Annotated in this window: 16 protein-coding genes and 1 riboswitch; of the genes, 4 read left to right on the plus strand and 12 right to left on the minus strand. The window is 54.6% G+C overall.

Annotated features, from left to right (window positions below; genetic code table 11):
- Positions 1 to 50: 50 nt before the first annotated feature.
- The gene (ypfJ, locus tag A3844_RS21775) at positions 51 to 899 is read right to left on the minus strand and encodes a KPN_02809 family neutral zinc metallopeptidase (protein ID WP_074108439.1); all 849 of its coding nucleotides are present in this window, start codon (positions 897 to 899) and stop codon (positions 51 to 53) included.
- 233 nt (positions 900 to 1,132) lie between these two features.
- Here ypfJ and A3844_RS21780 point away from each other — a divergent pair, with 233 nt between their 5' ends.
- On the plus strand, positions 1,133 to 1,339 hold the full coding sequence (locus tag A3844_RS21780) for a hypothetical protein (protein WP_074086568.1): 207 nt from the start codon (positions 1,133 to 1,135) through the stop codon (positions 1,337 to 1,339).
- 210 nt (positions 1,340 to 1,549) lie between these two features.
- Here A3844_RS21780 and A3844_RS21785 read toward each other — a convergent pair whose 3' ends face one another.
- The 10 genes from A3844_RS21785 to A3844_RS21830 all read right to left on the minus strand — a co-directional run bounded on the left by A3844_RS21785 (position 1,550) and on the right by A3844_RS21830 (position 12,633).
- Complete coding sequence (locus tag A3844_RS21785; protein ID WP_074108450.1) at positions 1,550 to 2,488, minus strand: RluA family pseudouridine synthase; 939 nt, start codon at positions 2,486 to 2,488, stop codon at positions 1,550 to 1,552.
- Between the two features lie 23 nt (positions 2,489 to 2,511).
- Complete coding sequence (gene hemL / locus A3844_RS21790; protein WP_074102313.1) at positions 2,512 to 3,813, minus strand: glutamate-1-semialdehyde 2,1-aminomutase; 1,302 nt, start codon at positions 3,811 to 3,813, stop codon at positions 2,512 to 2,514.
- A 61-nt stretch (positions 3,814 to 3,874) separates the two neighbouring features.
- Positions 3,875 to 4,873 carry a porphobilinogen synthase gene (gene hemB / locus A3844_RS21795; protein ID WP_074108440.1) on the minus strand — a complete coding sequence of 333 codons (999 nt, stop codon included), beginning with the start codon at positions 4,871 to 4,873 and terminating at the stop codon, positions 3,875 to 3,877.
- Positions 4,874 to 5,082: 209 nt separating this feature from the next.
- On the minus strand, positions 5,083 to 6,630 hold the full coding sequence (gene cobA, locus A3844_RS21800; protein WP_074108441.1) for a uroporphyrinogen-III C-methyltransferase: 1,548 nt from the start codon (positions 6,628 to 6,630) through the stop codon (positions 5,083 to 5,085).
- A 5-nt stretch (positions 6,631 to 6,635) separates the two neighbouring features.
- On the minus strand, positions 6,636 to 7,586 hold the full coding sequence (gene hemC / locus A3844_RS21805) for a hydroxymethylbilane synthase (RefSeq protein ID WP_074108442.1): 951 nt from the start codon (positions 7,584 to 7,586) through the stop codon (positions 6,636 to 6,638).
- A gap of 63 nt (positions 7,587 to 7,649) precedes the next feature.
- Positions 7,650 to 7,916, minus strand: coding sequence for a hypothetical protein (locus A3844_RS21810; RefSeq protein ID WP_074108443.1), 267 nt, complete (start codon positions 7,914 to 7,916; stop codon positions 7,650 to 7,652).
- 162 nt (positions 7,917 to 8,078) lie between these two features.
- A complete protein-coding gene (locus tag A3844_RS21815; RefSeq protein WP_074108444.1) occupies positions 8,079 to 8,726 on the minus strand; it encodes a precorrin-2 dehydrogenase/sirohydrochlorin ferrochelatase family protein in 648 nt (215 codons plus the stop codon).
- A gap of 531 nt (positions 8,727 to 9,257) precedes the next feature.
- Complete coding sequence (ccsA, locus tag A3844_RS21820; RefSeq protein WP_074102307.1) at positions 9,258 to 10,082, minus strand: cytochrome c biogenesis protein CcsA; 825 nt, start codon at positions 10,080 to 10,082, stop codon at positions 9,258 to 9,260.
- 5 nt (positions 10,083 to 10,087) lie between these two features.
- A complete protein-coding gene (hemA, locus tag A3844_RS21825) occupies positions 10,088 to 11,479 on the minus strand; it encodes a glutamyl-tRNA reductase (RefSeq protein WP_074108445.1) in 1,392 nt (463 codons plus the stop codon).
- A 311-nt stretch (positions 11,480 to 11,790) separates the two neighbouring features.
- Positions 11,791 to 12,633, minus strand: coding sequence for a protein phosphatase 2C domain-containing protein (locus A3844_RS21830; RefSeq protein WP_074108446.1), 843 nt, complete (start codon positions 12,631 to 12,633; stop codon positions 11,791 to 11,793).
- Positions 12,634 to 12,806: 173 nt separating this feature from the next.
- Positions 12,807 to 12,909: riboswitch (purine riboswitch) on the plus strand.
- A gap of 127 nt (positions 12,910 to 13,036) precedes the next feature.
- Between A3844_RS21830 and A3844_RS21835 the strand changes: the two genes are divergently transcribed.
- The 3 genes from A3844_RS21835 (at position 13,037) to hpt (ending at position 15,745) form a co-directional block, all read left to right on the plus strand.
- On the plus strand, positions 13,037 to 13,597 hold the full coding sequence (locus A3844_RS21835; RefSeq protein ID WP_074108447.1) for a phosphoribosyltransferase: 561 nt from the start codon (positions 13,037 to 13,039) through the stop codon (positions 13,595 to 13,597).
- A 32-nt stretch (positions 13,598 to 13,629) separates the two neighbouring features.
- Entirely contained in the window at positions 13,630 to 15,144 is a 1,515-nt protein-coding gene (locus A3844_RS21840; RefSeq protein ID WP_074108448.1) for an IMP dehydrogenase, read from the plus strand.
- 70 nt (positions 15,145 to 15,214) lie between these two features.
- Positions 15,215 to 15,745, plus strand: a complete 531-nt coding sequence (gene hpt / locus A3844_RS21845; RefSeq protein WP_074086556.1) for a hypoxanthine phosphoribosyltransferase — start codon at positions 15,215 to 15,217, stop codon at positions 15,743 to 15,745.
- A gap of 113 nt (positions 15,746 to 15,858) precedes the next feature.
- Here the strand turns inward: hpt and A3844_RS21850 are convergent.
- The coding region (locus tag A3844_RS21850; protein ID WP_208619447.1) for a transposase at positions 15,859 to 16,268 on the minus strand (410 nt) is incomplete at its 5' end.

Consider the following 16,268-nt stretch of genomic DNA (forward strand, 5'->3'; position numbering starts at 1 on the left):
GCCGTTTTGAGGTTCGAGGTTTATGAAGTTGTTGGCCTCACCTGCTTCCCCTAAAGCTCGGTAGCGTTAAAGGTATCGCCGCCCTCAATGGTACCTGAATGGAAGCCTTTGTAGAACCAGCGCTTGCGCTGCTCTGAAGTGCCATGGGTAAAGCTGTCGGGCACTGCATAGCCTTGGGCCTGCTTCTGAATCGTATCATCGCCGACCGCACTCGCTGCCGTCAGCGCCTCATCCAGATCGCCCTCTTCCAGCAGATTCATCCCCTGGGCATGCTTGGCCCAGACGCCAGCCAGATAATCGGCCTGAAGCTCAAAACGGACCTGGTATTTGTTATATTCCTTCTCGCTCAAGCTCTGACGGACCGAATCCAGTTTCTCTGTAGTGCCGAGCAGCGTCTGTACATGATGTCCCACTTCGTGGGCAATTACATAGGCCATGGCGAAATCTCCCGGTGCCTGGAAGCGCTGCTGCAGCTCGTCGTAAAAGCTGAGGTCGATGTACAGCTTGGCATCACCCGGACAATAAAACGGCCCCACCGCCGATGTTGCTGTGCCACAGGCCGAATCTACACTGCCAGTATAGAGCACGAGCGTCGGGTCCTGATATGTCTTCCCCTCTTCCTGGAAAACCCCGGACCACACTTCTTCCGTATCCGCCAGCACAACGGATACAAAGTCCGCCAACTCTTTCTCCTGAGCCGTCTGTTCATAAGGTGCCGAAGTATTCGTGCCCCCGGACGTGAGACCACCAAGAATATCACCGGCATTCCCTCCGCTGAGCAGCGTTACAATCACAACAATAATGATTCCTCCGATTCCGCCGCCGATCACCTTTCCGCCGCCGCCCATCCCCCGGCGGTCCTCCACATTCGAGCTGCCCCTTCTACCCTGCCATTTCATGGTGTTCCCCCCATCATATAAACACTATCCAGTCACGCAAATGAATCTTATTTCTATTAGTGTTATATACCCAAAATCCGTTAGCTTGCTTTACTTCACAGCATCCAGTTTCTTACATGCTATTGGCTTTACCTACCGTTCGGGCTGAACACACTTATGGTCCTGTATTTCAGGGTTTCACCAACAAAGACTGGCGGGAATATACTTTAAAAATTAGAAAGGAGGCTGATTGCATGATTAGCGCTGATCCCGTATATCAAATTCTGAAAGGATTTGAACAAAAGCAGGAGGCGGCATACCCGCATGCCGGTGGTGTGGACCCCCGGGATTTCAGAACGGTGATGAAGCATATCTATGAAGCCGGCTATATCGATGCGGGCAAACTGACTCAAGCGGGTCAAGGCTATATTCAGGCGTATGAGCGCCGGCTTAACATCTGATCGGCGAGACACGCAGCAGAATCCGGCATAAGCAGCCGCTACCCTCGGGAATCCGCTTCAGAATGTCATACGTCGAACAAGAGCCCCCCAAGGCTGTGCCGGAGCGCAGCCTTGGGGGGCTCTTGACTTCAGTAAATGGGTTATCGTGATGAGCAGGCTCACGGGAACAGTATGAGCCCGGACCTTATAAACCCCTCATCACCAGGGCATTCAAACCTGCTGATCTGCTCCCAGCTGTTCACGCAAGAGCAGCATATCCTCAGGCCATGGATCGGCCACTTCAAGCTGTTCTTTGGTCCATGGATGATTGAACGCAAGTATTTCACCATGCAGTGCCTGTCTTCCGACACCGCCGGAATGGGGAAGCCGACCTGCATTCCAGGCCGGACCGCCGTACAGAGCATCTCCGAACAGCGGATGGCCCATGTGGCTTAGATGGACACGGATCTGATGCGTCCGCCCGGTTTCGAGCTGCACCTTAAGCACTGTACCCCCCTGCAGAACTTCCCGGCCAATGATCCGCGTCACCGCATCCTGCCCGCCCGGAGAGACCCGCCGGCGCGCCGCATGGTGACGGTCTCGGCCAATTGGGGCATCAATTACCTTCAGGCCAGGCGGTACCGTTCCTTGTACGATCGCGGCGTACAGCCGCGAGACGGATTTGGCACGCATAGCCTCGTCAAGTACAAGCTGTGCATACTCATTCTTCGCATACAGCACCGGACCTGTTGTGTCCTTGTCCAGACGGTGAATATGGCGTACGGCGACTCCCCCGCCCGAGGCCGCATAATGGGCGGCAACCCCATGATCCAGAGTGATCTCATTCCCGCTGCCATCGGGGTGGACCGCCATGCCCGCAGGCTTATGGACAACGAGGCAGAAGTCATCCTCGAACAACACTTCAAGTGCTGTCCACGCCGGCTCAATGCCCGCCTCACGGTAAGGGAACAATCCCAGCCGAAGGCGGTCTCCCTTCCACTGTACGCCGCCCTCGCGGCGTAATCTAGAATGGAGCTTAGCGGGCATGCCCACGGTTTCCAGCAGCCACTGATCTATGGCCGCTGCCGGATCTGTAGCTGCGGTAATTACCCGTCCAGGCATAGCCTCCAGCCATTCTCCGCGGCGGGCCCAGGACCCGCCGCCCGTCACGGATAACGGCTCCTTCTCTGCCGTCACAGGGATTTCAAGGCCTGATAATGGGCCTCCAGCGTATCATCAATATCCTGCTCGCTGTGTGCGGCAGAGACGAACATGCCTTCAAATTGTGAAGGCGGAACACTGATGCCCTGATCCAGCATTTTACCGAAATAAGCCCGGAACCGGTCCAGATTACTGGCTTTGGCTGTATCATAATTGATGACCGGACCTTCAGTAAAGAATGGGCAGACCATGGAGCCCACACGGTTAATGGTTAGCGGAATGCTTGTATCCACCGCGTTGCGCATAAGTCCTGCCTCTAGACGCGCACCGAGGACTTCCAGACGGTCGTACACCTCCGGTGTCAGCAGTCTAAGTGTTGTCAGACCCGCTGCCATCGCAAGCGGATTGCCGCTGAGCGTCCCCGCCTGGTAGATTGGTCCAGTTGGAGCAATCTGCTCCATGATTTCCCTTTTGCCGCCATAGGCGCCTACCGGAAGGCCTCCGCCAATCACTTTGCCGAAGCAGGTAAGATCCGGCTCCATGCCGAACAGCCCCTGGGCACAGCCCCGGTTCACCCGAAATCCGGTCATGACCTCGTCAAAAATAAGCAGCGCACCGTAGCCCGTAGTCACCTTGCGCAGCCCCTCCAGAAATCCCGGAAGCGGGGGCACTACGCCCATATTCCCGGCAATCGGTTCCACAATTACAGCAGCAATCTCATTGCCGAAGCGTTCGAAGGCGATTTTGACCCCTTCCAGGTCATTGTAAGGCACGGTGATCGTATTCATGGCCACGCCTTCAGGCACACCGGGACTATCCGGCAATCCAAGTGTAGCTACACCCGATCCGGCTTTAATTAGCAGACTGTCTGCATGGCCGTGGTAAGAGCCTTCGAACTTAAGGATTTTGCTTCTTCCAGTATACCCCCGTGCCAGCCGGATCGCACTCATGGTAGCTTCGGTTCCGGAATTGACCATGCGCACAATATCAACCGAATGAACCCGCCCGACCACGGTTTTGGCCATTTCCGTCTCCAGCAGTGTCGGTGCGCCAAAGCTTGTCCCTTTGACTGCCGTCTCCTGCAGCGCCTTGACCACTTCAGGGTGGGCATGGCCCATAATCAGCGGACCCCACGAGCAGACGTAGTCAATAAAGCTGTTCCCGTCGATATCATAAATGCGTGAACCCGCACCATGATCCACATAGACCGGGGTCAGCCCCACAGATTTGAACGCCCGGACCGGACTATTCACTCCGCCAGGGATATACTGCTTGGCTTCATCAAAAGCCTTGCGGGAAGCCTCTTCCCGCCGCGCCAAAGGCAATTTGCTCATTGTCACCACTCCTGTCCAGTTCGTATTGTGTTATAGATATGACCCGGCTGCTACCAGGTACTTATCTGCGCAGCCAGCGGGCTGCATCCTTGGCAAAATAGGTAATAATGATGTCCGCGCCGGCGCGTTTCATCCCGGTCAGCATCTCTAGCACAACAGCCTGTTCATCAATCCAGCCTTGCAGAGCCGCCGCTTTGACCATGGAATATTCACCGCTCACATTGTAAGCCACCAGCGGCAGATCGAATTGATCACGGATGGTGCGGATCACATCCAGATAAGCCAAAGCCGGTTTCACCATCAGCATATCCGCACCCTCAAGCACATCTGAATCCGCTTCGCGGATCGCTTCGCGCAGGTTGGCCGGGTCCATCTGGTAGGTTTTGCGGTTTCCGAACTGCGGTGCGGAGTCAGCGGCTTCACGGAACGGCCCGTAGAAGGCCGAAGCATATTTTACCGAATATGACATAATCGGCACATGCTCAAATCCGTTCTCATCCAGTCCGGCACGGATCGCATGCACGAACCCGTCCATCATATTCGACGGAGCGATAATATCCGCACCCGCCTGAGCCTGAGACACTGCCGTGCGGGTCAACAGGTCCAGCGAAGCATCGTTAATCACATCGCCATGCACCACGCCGTCCACCGTATGGGTATGAACCATGCCGCAATGTCCGTGATCCGTGAATTCACAGAGACAGGTATCGGCAACCACGAGCAGCTCGGGGTACCACTTTTTAATCAGCCGTGTGGCTTCCTGCACAATGCCATCCTCAGCAAACGCAGACGAGCCGACCGCATCCTTAGTTTCGGGAATCCCGAACAGCAGTACAGCCGGAATGCCCAGCACCGCAATCTCGTCCACTTCCGCCTTCAGCGTATCCAGCGAAAAATGATACACGCCCGGCATCGAGCTGATCTCACTTTTCACACCTGCTCCATAGGTGACAAAAATCGGCTGGATGAAATCCAGCGTATTCAGGATCGTCTCCCGCACCATGCCCCGAATTCCTGCTGTTCCGCGCAAACGGCGGTGTCTTGTAATTGGAAACCCCATGATATTATCCTCCTGTACAGTACATATATAAACCCAAATCGAGTGAAGGCAAAACCCAGTCAATCCCCAACGGTCATGACAATAACCATTCCAATCCGGCCAGGCACGACAAAATCCCTTCTATTTCAGCGAGCTATAACATTAACAATCCACTTCAGTGAGCCCGATCAAGAACCCATCGATCTCAGCCAGTCACGACAAAGCCCAATTCACTTCAGCCTCGTGGTCTCGTTCCAGCGGCAGAGCTCCTGCACCAGCGCTTCAATCGTCGCTTCTTCAGGAAGAAGTCCCGGTGTCAGCCCCGCCTCTACGGCGGTTTGTTCAGTCACGGGACCGATACAGGCAATCTTGACGCCTGCCAGCAGCGGAAGCGGATCTTCAAGCCCCATGCGCTGCAGAATGCTGATGAAGTTGCGAACCGTCGATGAGCTGGTAAAAGTCACTGCGTGGATCCGCTTTTCTTCCAGCAGCTTGAGCAGCTCGATATCGTCTTCACCCGTCACCACGGTCTCATAGGTGTCCACTTCGGTCACCTCCAGGCCGAGCTCCCGCAGCTTGTCCGGCAGCCACTCGCGCGCCAGATCGCCGCGCGGAAGAAGCACCTTCTGCCCCGGCTGCAGCCTTGGCCCGAAGGCTTCAAGCAGCCCCTCTGCCTGGAAGCGTCCAGGCAGCTCCTCGGCCACCAGCCCGCGCTGCGCAAGCGCCGCGGCTGTACCCGGACCCACCGCGCCGATCCGGGCGCGGTGCAGCCTGCGGATGTCCACCTTCAGCTCCGCCAGGTGGCGCCAAAAAAACTCCACGCCGTTCGCGCTCGTAAAGAATACGTAATCGTATTCTTCCAGCGACGCCAACGCGGCGGCAATACCTGCTTTCTGCTCGGCACCTTCGGGCATCCTCGTCTCAATGACCGGGAACTCGTACGGCTCTCCGCCGAGCTCCTCAATCCAATCCACCAGCTCGCTGGCCTGGCTGCGGGCCCGTGTAACCACAATGCGCTTGCCGAACAGCGGCAACGCCTCTGCCCACATGAGCTGCTCGCGCTGCAGCACAACCTCGCCGACAACGATCACGGCCGGCGACTGGAAATCAGCGGCCTTCACCTTCGCTTCAATGTCAGCGAGCGTCCCCGTAAGCGTCTCCTGATCCGCACGTGTCCCCCAGCGGACAAGCGCCACCGGCGTCTCCGGCGCCCGTCCATGCTTGATCAGCTGGGCGCTGATGTAGCCGATTTTGGCTACGCCCATCAGAAATATCAGTGTCCCCGTTGCATTGGTCACTTTATCCCAGTGAATGGTATGGTCCAGCTTATCCGGGCTTTCATGGCCTGTGATAATGGACAGTGAAGAAGCCATATCCCGGTGGGTCACCGGAATGCCGGCATACGCCGGAACACTGATCGCCGAGGTAATCCCCGGCACAATCTCATAATAAATACCGTGCCTGCGCAGCAGCTCCGCCTCTTCACCCACACGTCCAAAAATCGTCGGGTCCCCGCCCTTCAACCGGACTACCGTTTTGCCCTCCAGCGCCAAATCAACGAGCAGCTGATTGATCTCTTCCTGCTTCATCGTGTGGCGGTCCGGGAGTTTGCCTACATATATTTTTTGCCCGCCGGGCTTCATCCATTTCAGCAGTCTGGGACTGGCCAGCCGGTCGTACACCAGCACATCCGCCTTCTTAATACAATCCAGACCTTTGACCGTAATCAGCCTAGCATCCCCAGGTCCCGCACCTACCAGATATACCTTCCCCGTCATTTCTCTCATCCCCTTGCATCCGCCAAAATCTGTTCCGCTCCTCTGGCGATGAGCTTCCTGGCCACCTCTTCACCCAGCTGCGCCGGGTCATACCCGCTGCAGGTTTCCTTCAGGATGACCGAGCCATCCGGTGTTCCCACCATTCCTGTCAATGTAATCAGCCTTTGGGAGGCTGACTTCACAGCTTCATTGTCCAGCACGGCAAAAGCGCCAATCGGCACCTGGCAGCCGCCATTGAGAGCGCCCAGAAAAGTCCGCTCCGCCGCTACCGTAAGCGCCGTCTGCTCATCATCGTATAACGCCAGCAACTTCCGCAGCTCGGCATCATCCACCCGGCACTCGATCCCGAGTGCGCCTTGCCCTACAGCAGGCAGGCATACCTCCGGCGGCAAATACGCAGTTACCCGGTCCTTCCAGCCCATCCGGGCCAGCCCCGCCGCCGCCAGCAGAATGGCGTCGTATTCGCCGTTCTCAAGCTTACCCAGACGTGAGTCGATATTGCCGCGCACCGGCTCAATCTGAAGATCGGGCCGCAGCGCTGCAAGCTGGCTGGAACGGCGGAGGCTGCTTGTGCCTACGCGCGCACCCTGCGGCAGATCTTCGAGCGCAAGACCGCCGTTTGAAATCAGACAATCGCGGGGGTCCACGCGTTTCGGAACCGCACCATTCATCAATCCCTCCGGCAGTTCGGAGGGCATATCCTTCATACTATGTACAGCCATATCTATCTCATGGGCCAGCATCGCCTGCTCAATTTCCTTGACGAACAATCCCTTGCCGCCAACTTTGGACAGCGTTACATCAAGAATCCGGTCTCCCTTAGTTACAATCTTATGAACTTCAAACGTAAACCCAAACCCATGCTCCCCGCTCAGCCGCTCCAAATCGGCAATCACCTGCCCCGTCTGCGTGAGCGCCAGCGCACTTTGTCTGCTGCCTACAATAATCTTCCTCATGCCTCATCCCTCCTGGTACCTGGTAACTGCCTCTGCCTTTGTTTAGCCCACTTCCAGCCTGGGCTACTCATTCAAAGGTATTTCTACCTTTGTTTCGCCCACTTCCAGCCTCGGCGCGTCATTCAAAGGTATTTCTACCTTTGTTACGCCCACTTCCAGCCTCGGCGCGTCATTCAAAGGTATTTCTACCTTTGTTTCGCCCACTTCCAGCCTCGGCGCGTCATTCAAAGGTATTTCTACCTTTGTTTCGCCCGCTTCCAGCCTTGGAGCGTCATTCAAAGGTATTTCTACCTTTGTTTCGCCCACTTCCAGCCCCGGCGCGTCATTCAAAGGTATTTCTACCTTTGTTTCGCCCGCTTCCCGCGCAGGCACCTGCGTCACATTTGACGAAAATCATAACTCACACATTTAGAGTCATCAGGCACGTTTTCCTCTAGCCTAACGCCTTCCTTCAGCCTGACCTATTCCTCCAGACTGCCAGCAGTTCACTGCTTATTCTTCTAAACTTCGGGTGATCCAGTCGTCGATCTCGTCCGCACCCCACTCTATAAAGGTGCCCTGTCGCATCTCATTCAACACATCAACTTCGCCTAGCCTGCGCAGAAGCCGTCCACGCAGCTCCGGCGGCAGTTCCCTGCGCTTGATCTCGGTCCGCAGGCTGTGTAACCAGTCCAGATAGGGCTCATACTCTTCGCCCAGAATCCCAGCCAGCTGCTCCGTGATCTTCGCAGCTGCCGACGGTCCCGCGCCTGAAGTCGACACGGCGACCGTTAGCCGCCCCCGGCGAAGCACGCCGGGGGTAATGAAGCTGCCCGCCTCGGCCCGGCTGGCTACATTCACCGGAAGGCCCAGGCTGCGCGCCTCCCGGGCCACCGACTCATTCACCGCCGCATCGTTGCTGGCGGCGTAGACCAGGAATGCCCCCCGTATATCCCCGGGGGCATAGGGGCGGCTGATCCAACTCAGCCGCCCCGCTTCAGCCAGGGCGGCTAACGTCCCGGTCAGCGAAGGGCTGACCAGAACCACCGCCGCCCCGGCTTCTATAAGCGCGACCACCTTGCGCTCCGCCACCGCGCCGCCGCCAATGACAACCACACGCTGGTCCTGTAGCTCCAGCATAATGGGAAAATACTTCACCATCCAGCCACACTCCTACTCCTGCCACCAACACATCCACTAGCCTGTAACGCAAATCCAACCGTGTACAACGCACATTAGATTCCCGTACCCGCTCCAGGAGAATTTATCGTCAATTCAATCTATCGCGTACATCGAGCCCACTAACGCATATATCAAGCCCTTCATCGCAACACCCGCAAAAACCAGCAGGAACCCCTCCACTTCATCCGAACCAGTATCAAAATTCCCGCACCCGCGTTACCCGAATTTCACCGTCAATCCAATCTCAATTTTACTACTGTCAAGGCCAAATAGAACCCCTTCAGATATCATTCTTTCTTATACTTACCTCGGGCGGTGACCTGTCAACCTCAGCTTTACTGACAGCATGTGGATGGTTAGCACACTTATAGCCCTATAGATGAACTTAGATTTCATAAAAGAAGGGCTAATTTCTCACTTTCGTTCATTGTCACTTAATATGAAGTGTCACTCCACAAGGTAAGCCGTTACTTTCACCCCAAAGAACATCAGTCTCCACATAGCACTCCCCTAGCCCCCCCAGCCGTGAAACTCCGACCAGGAATTGAGCAAAAAATTCAAAATAATGAACCCGTACCCGGCAATAGCCCAGCGGGCCATAGAGGTGCCGCTGCGGCGGGCAGAGCGCTTGAGGAAGATATAGGCAATGTAGACCGCAAGCCCAATCAGGGTGGTCAGCACCTTAGAATCCTGAAACAATGGAGTCCGCCCTTCAGCAATAATCGACATTCCGGCCAGCACCAGCGAAGCCAGCAGCAGGGGAACCCCAGCCAGAATCGCGGTATATGAATATTTGTCCATGGTCTCAAGGCTCGGCAGACGGCGGATGCGATCATCCCATTTTTTGTGCTTCAGCCGCGTATGCAGGAATAGATACATTATGGCAAACACCGTTCCCAGTGTCAGGGCGGCAAAGCTCAGGTTGGCCAAAATGATATGCATCGCCAGCCACCCGTGCACCGCACTCCAGCTCTGCAGTGTATGATCCTCGGCAGTCAGCCAGACCCTGTTCAGCAGGAAGACACTGAAGCCTGCCATGCTGAGCAGCAGAATCGTAAATTCTCCGCCTCGGGTGTAGGCAATCGCAAGTGAGGTCAGCACAATAATGAAGGAGAACCAGAACAGGAAATCATACGGTGTAAAAATCGGCAAACCGTTCTCCTGTGAGAAGCGGATCGCCAGACCGGAAGATTGCAAAAGGCCAACAAAAACAAGAAGCCCTGTGCCCAGCCGCTTCCCGCCCGGATTCCGCTTAAGGCAATCCGAGAAAACAAACAGCAGGCTCAGGGCATATAGCAGCAGAGCTGTATCATATATTCCATTCAGCAGTTGCATCTGGTTCACCCGCCCAGCAGGCCTGCCGGAGCGAACACCGACTTCGGCAGCGTATACTCGCTGGCGGAATCGCGTTCAGCTTCCTTTCGTTCCGGCTCTGCAGAACTTCCGTCGTCTATCCCTGTGCCAAGCTGCTCCTGAAGCGCAAAGATTTGTGTAAAATACTCCAGCGCTTCGTTTCCTTGCTTGCCGCCGGACAGCTCCTTAATGACATTGATCGGATCATGCATCATCTGATTGACAATGCTCTTCGTGAGACGGCGGATAACCTTGCGCTGATGCTCGTCCAGTTCCGGCAGCTTATTGAAGAGACTATCCATCGTATCTTCATATATACCATTGGATTTATCCTGCAGCGCACGGATCACCGGCCGGACCCCCATGGTCTTCAGCCACATCTGGAAATCTTCCAGCTCGGCTTCGATCATAACCTCGATCTTGGCGGCCTCTGTACGGCGCATTTCCAGGTTGGTCTCTACAATGCCTTCCAGATCGTCAATATCGTACAGGAACACATCCGGGACGCTCGCCGCCGCCGGGTCAATATCACGAGGCACAGCTATATCAATCATGAACAGCGGACGCGATGGGCGGCGCTTCATATTCTCAGCCACTTGAGCCGCTGTCAGGACATAGCCATCCGCTCCCGTCGAGCTGATCACAATATCCACTTCATCGAGGTGCTGTAAGGCTTGCTCAATCGTGCTCGGCTTGCCCGAGAACTTCTCGGCAAGCTCCACAGCACGCGACAGCGTCCGGTTGGCGACAATCACTTCCGCCGCGCCGCTGCTGTACAGATGCTTCACCGTCAGCTCGCTCATTTTGCCGGCGCCAAGAATCAGCACTCTTTTGCCGGAGAACATGCCAAAGATCCGCTTGCCCAGCTCCACAGCCGCATAGCTGACAGATACTGCACTCTCGCCAATCGATGTTTCGCTGTGAGCGCGTTTGCCCAGTGTAACCGCCTGCTTGAACAGCCGGTTGAACCAGGTTCCTGTCACCCCTTCGCCCTGGGCAGTCAAAAAAGCACTGCGCACCTGTCCCAGGATCTGCGTCTCACCGATCACCATAGAATCCAGACCGCAGGTTACGCGGAAGAGATGGGCAATCGCCTGCTCGTCTTCATATATATACATATGCTGTGCAAAAACATCGCTTTTCACTCCAAACCACTGCTCCATATAGCTGCGGATGAAATATCCGCACATGTGAAGCCGGTCCACAACCACATAAATTTCTGTCCGGTTGCAGGTAGCAACGACGACCCCTTCCAACACGCTTTTGGTCTGCATCAGCTGATGTAACGCCGCAGGCAGATCCCTCTCGGCAAAAGCGAACTGTTCCCTGACCTCTACGGGTGCCGTGCGGTAATTCAGGCCAACGACGACAATATGCATCGTTTGTTCACCATCCTAATCTCTATTCATTGGTGCAGGCACTGTTGCCGCTCATCCGTAATTAGCTGCTGCCACTTTCACAACTTCTATAAACGCTGTGTTAAGTATATCACATGAAAAAGCACCTTTTGACAAAACCTTTGAACTATTTATGAAATCCAGATAATAATCATTATAAACAAGCTAAACGTCATTGTCGCCCTTAAAATAGCTCCGTACCGGTTCAGCAGGAAATATAAAAACCGTGGCAACGCCATGGTTAGGATCGGTTATTTTTAGATTTTTAATCAGCTTACGCTTGGGAAAACCGCCTACCCCAAATGCAGCACTATACATGTTTTATCATCAGAAACCTTGAGGCGCGGAACCTCCAGCAGCATCCGGTCCTCTTGTTCCTTATCATACAAAGCCCCGGCATACCCCTCAGCCCCAAGTCTCTCCAGAGCATCCGTCAATTCCGTCCATTTAGATTCTTCGGTGTACAAGCCGTCGCTGAACATATAGAGACTCTCCAGATTCGCCCGGTTAAACGTTCCTTTCTCCAAAAACTGCGGGAATCGCGGGTCGCCATTTAATACCCCGTAGCCGTCAATCGTATTGGCCAAGTTCCGGTTGCCCGTGAGGTTAGGTATAAGCGCTCTGCGAAGCTCTGCCGGATCGCTTATGCCTTCGGAGCGAAGCTGCGCCATCTTGTCCAGCGTCTTCCGGTCAACATGCGCCAATTGGGGATGGGTCAGCGCTCTGACCGTACCATCCTTATACCTGGCAAGCAGCATACAATCCCCTGCCTGTACGTATTCAACGCTGTATTCATGGATCTGCACCACGACCAAGGCTGCCGACCACCGATTGGATGCCTCCCCCGTATCCACACCTTCCGCCACCATCTGCTGCCACAGAGCCTGGTTCGCTTCAGTTGCAGTCTGCTCCAGCTTCCCGTGCGGGTCCATTGTCATAAAATGTGCTGCCGCCAGCTGCGCCGCTATATATCCTCCTGTCTGCCCCTCCGGATTCCGGTATGGCGAAAGCGAAGTCGCTCCATCCACAACGCCATACACACATCCCTCTTCATGAATGACCAGCGCATCCTCGTTCCACTCCCCATCACCTTTCAGCGAACAAGTATCCATTTTCCATTGCGAAGCTTCCGGCATCTCAATCACTCTCCCCAGTCACAGTCGTTGTAATCAAATCTAACATATAAATCAAATATTGACACACAATATTGCGAATGATAGCATATAACAAATGATATAAGTCACTATCCCTAACATATAAATGAATAATTCCACCCAATTCCCACCTAATGTCACTTTTAATTCATAATCCCTCTAATTTCACACCCTCTTGTATAAGCTCGTTAATCTGGTATGAGCGTTTCTACAGGCAACCGTAAATTGCCCCAGGCTACAAGAGGCACCGCAAGGCTGAAGGATATCAAGGCGAGAGCCCGCATGATTTTGGTGCGCTTCTCCGTGATGCCGTTTGCCCTCCAGGTGCCTCTTGTAGTCCGGGTTTTTTTGTATATGCTAACACAACTTTTAAGGAGTGAAGACTATGAGCGCATCCTATGCAAGACTCAGCGAATCCATCAGCAACGCTAAAAATGTAAGGATTTATATAAATAAAGATACCGCCTATGATTTCAAGCTTTATCCTTTCGGTGAACGCGGCACTTATATTGACCCCGAGCTGATTAGTGAGATCACGGACAGCCTTGCCGAGAGCATTACGGCGCAGTTCCCTGCTTTTGATTATATCGTATCTCCCGAGCCGGGTGGGCATACCTGGGGGATGCTCGCGGCCTACAAACTGATGAAACCGATGAATATCCTGCGTCTCAGTACCGAATTATACGATAACTATGAAGTTAGCATCAAACGCGAGACGGCGTATAATGAGAACTATATCTATTTTGACGGATTCACTGCCGGGGACCGGGTGCTCCTCGTCGATGATGTGATCAGCTCAGGCGCTACCATCCGCTGCATCGCCCAACAAATGGAACACATGGGCATTCAGCTTGTCGGCGTTCAGGCGATTCTGGCCAAGGGCGAGCATTACAAACAGCTGGAAATGGATATTGGTGTACCGGTACAAGTCCTGTCAAAAGTATAGAAAAAACAAACCAAGAGAGGGAGCGACCACACATGGCTTACTATTATGATCAGCCGTCCAGAACGTTCAGCGAATTCCTGCTGGTGCCGAATCTGACGACCAAAGAATGCATTCCGGGAAATGTCGATCTCAGAACTCCGGTGACCAAATTCCACAAGGGAGAAACGCCAGCCCTGACGATGAACCTCCCCGTGACTTCTGCCGTAATGCAGGCTGTCTCCGACCATAATATGGCGATTGCCCTGGCCAAAAGCGGCGGAATTTCCTTCATTTATGGCTCGCAGCCGATTGAGCAGCAGGTGGAGATGGTCCGCAGAGTCAAGAAATTCAAGGCCGGCTTCGTGCTCAGTGATTCCAATCTGCGTCCCGAGGACACCCTGAAGGATGTGCTGGAGCTGAAAGCCCGCAGCGGCCATTCGACCATCGCGATCACCGACAACGGAGAGCCTACAGGCAAGCTGATGGGCATAGTCACCAGCCGCGATTACCGTGAGAACCGGCTGCCGCCGGACTGCGCGATTACCGGGTTCATGACACCGCTCGCTTCACTGATCTATGCCAATGAAGGCATCTCCCTGACTGAAGCCAATGACATGATCTGGGATCATAAGCTGAACTGTCTGCCGATTGTGAGCAGCAGCGGCCATCTGGTTCATCTCGTTTTCCGCAAGGACTACGACAGCCATCAGGAGTACCCGCTCGAGCTGCATGACAGCAACAAGCAGCTAATCGTCGGGGCAGGCATCAACTCCAGAGACTATAAGGAACGTGTTCCGGCGCTGGTGGAAGCAGGTGCGGATGTACTCTGCATTGACTCTTCGGATGGTTACTCCGAATGGCAGGCCGAGACGATCCACTATATTAAGGAGACTTTTGGGGAGAAAGTGAAGGTTGGCGCAGGCAATGTAGTGGACAAGGAAGGCTTCCTCTATCTGGTCGAAGCCGGTGCGGACTTCATCAAGGTCGGCATAGGCGGCGGTTCCATCTGCATCACCCGTGAGCAAAAAGGCATCGGGCGCGGCCAGGCCTCCTCCGTCATTGAAGTCGCTGAAGCACGCCAGGAATATTACGAGAAAACAGGCATCTACGTCCCGATCTGCTCCGACGGCGGCATCGTGCATGACTACCATATCGTTCTTGCCCTGGCGATGGGGGCCGACTTCGTGATGCTGGGCCGCTATTTCGCCCGCTTCGATGAAAGCCCGGGCCGCAAGCTGCTGGTCGGCGGCAACTTCGTGAAGGAGTATTGGGGCGAAGGCTCCAGCCGGGCCCGCAACTGGCAGCGGTACGACTTCGGCAATGCCGACAAGGAGAGCAAGCTGGAGTTCGAGGAAGGCGTGGATTCCTTCATTCCTTATGCCGGTCGTCTCAAAGATAATCTGGATCTCAGCATCAGCAAAATCAAATCCACCATGTGCAACTGCGGTGCACTAACCATCCCGCAGCTGCAGCAGCAGGCGAAGATTACCCTTGTCTCATCGACAACCATCTTTGAAGGCGGAGCACATGATGTTATGCTTAAGGAAAAGGACAGATCATCATCCTGATCATAAGCAGCCCGTGAACACAGAAAGCTTGCTGCGGCGGGATCATTCTGATTCATAAGGAGCCCACACAATGACGTCATTACAAAAGGTTCTGGTAACCAAAACAGAGCTGCAGCAAAGAGTCCAGGAGCTTGGAGCAGACATATCACGGGATTACGAAGGTAAGGAGCTGGTTCTCATCGGCATCCTCAAGGGAGCAGCCGTATTTATGGCTGACCTGATGCGCGAGATCACCCTCCCTATCGGCATGGATTACATGTCCGTATCCAGCTATGGCGCCAGCTCCACCTCAAGCGGCGTCATCACCGTCAAAAAAGACATCGACACCGACATCCGTGGCAAACACGTCCTCCTCGTCGAGGACATGATCGACACCGGCCTGACCCTGCAGCATCTCAAGCAGCTCTTTGCTCTCCGGGAGGCTGCAAGTGTCCGCATCTGCACCATCCTCAGCAAGCCCTCCCGCCGCCTTGCCGACATCCCCATCGACTACTGCGGCATCGAAATCCCCGACGAATTCGTCGTCGGCTACGGCCTGGACTACGCGGAGCAGTTCCGCAATTTGCCGGAGGTGTGGATTGTGGAGACAGGGGAAGAATAAGTATCTAATACAAGTAGTAAAGGGGCTGTCTCATAAGTAGATTTTCAAAAAAAAGAAACAGCCCATATGTATTCAAGAGGCAGTAAAAAGACAGCAAGGCCGCGATTCTCCTGTTATTGGAGAATTGCGACCTTGCGTTTTTGGTCCACCGTGGCTTGCTTCAGCATATTATGGGCAAGCGAAAGCCAACCGACCTCAAGCGTCACTTTTTCCATGCCGCGAATCAGAAAGCGCCGGAAGCCCCGGTTATTCTTCAGTTGTCCAAATACGCTTTCCGGTTCCGTCATTCGGCGTACGGCCAGGGCATAACCTTCCTCGCTTCGCAGGATGTCCCGAGCCTGCTTCTGGTACCGCAGCCTCTCCAGACTGACAACCACTTCCCGATTTCCTGCTGCCTTGGTGCAGCGTTCCTTCAGCGGACAGCCTTCGCAGCTTTGGCTTCGGTAATGACGTTTGTGAATTTCATATCCGCTTTGTAGTGTCTCCTTGCTCTCTTTGCGGAAATGCAACGTTTCCCCAGCTA

Origin of the sequence: Paenibacillus helianthi, assembly GCF_001909055.1 — a bacterium.
Taxonomy (GTDB): Bacteria; Bacillota; Bacilli; order Paenibacillales; family Paenibacillaceae; genus Paenibacillus_AQ; species Paenibacillus_AQ helianthi.

What these genes read in the sequence shown, in the direction of transcription:
- ypfJ (WP_074108439.1), bottom strand. Translation starts at nt 899, where the DNA reads ATGAAATGGCAGGGTAGAAGGGGCAGCTCGAATGTGGAGGACCGCCGG.
- A3844_RS21780 (WP_074086568.1), top strand. Translation starts at nt 1,133, where the DNA reads ATGATTAGCGCTGATCCCGTATATCAAATTCTGAAAGGATTTGAACAA.
- hemL (WP_074102313.1), bottom strand. Translation starts at nt 3,813, where the DNA reads ATGAGCAAATTGCCTTTGGCGCGGCGGGAAGAGGCTTCCCGCAAGGCT.
- hemB (WP_074108440.1), bottom strand. Translation starts at nt 4,873, where the DNA reads ATGGGGTTTCCAATTACAAGACACCGCCGTTTGCGCGGAACAGCAGGA.
- cobA (WP_074108441.1), bottom strand. Translation starts at nt 6,630, where the DNA reads ATGACGGGGAAGGTATATCTGGTAGGTGCGGGACCTGGGGATGCTAGG.
- hemC (WP_074108442.1), bottom strand. Translation starts at nt 7,586, where the DNA reads ATGAGGAAGATTATTGTAGGCAGCAGACAAAGTGCGCTGGCGCTCACG.
- A3844_RS21815 (WP_074108444.1), bottom strand. Translation starts at nt 8,726, where the DNA reads ATGGTGAAGTATTTTCCCATTATGCTGGAGCTACAGGACCAGCGTGTG.
- ccsA (WP_074102307.1), bottom strand. Translation starts at nt 10,082, where the DNA reads ATGCAACTGCTGAATGGAATATATGATACAGCTCTGCTGCTATATGCC.
- hemA (WP_074108445.1), bottom strand. Translation starts at nt 11,479, where the DNA reads ATGCATATTGTCGTCGTTGGCCTGAATTACCGCACGGCACCCGTAGAG.
- A3844_RS21830 (WP_074108446.1), bottom strand. Translation starts at nt 12,633, where the DNA reads ATGCCGGAAGCTTCGCAATGGAAAATGGATACTTGTTCGCTGAAAGGT.
- A3844_RS21835 (WP_074108447.1), top strand. Translation starts at nt 13,037, where the DNA reads ATGAGCGCATCCTATGCAAGACTCAGCGAATCCATCAGCAACGCTAAA.
- A3844_RS21840 (WP_074108448.1), top strand. Translation starts at nt 13,630, where the DNA reads ATGGCTTACTATTATGATCAGCCGTCCAGAACGTTCAGCGAATTCCTG.
- hpt (WP_074086556.1), top strand. Translation starts at nt 15,215, where the DNA reads ATGACGTCATTACAAAAGGTTCTGGTAACCAAAACAGAGCTGCAGCAA.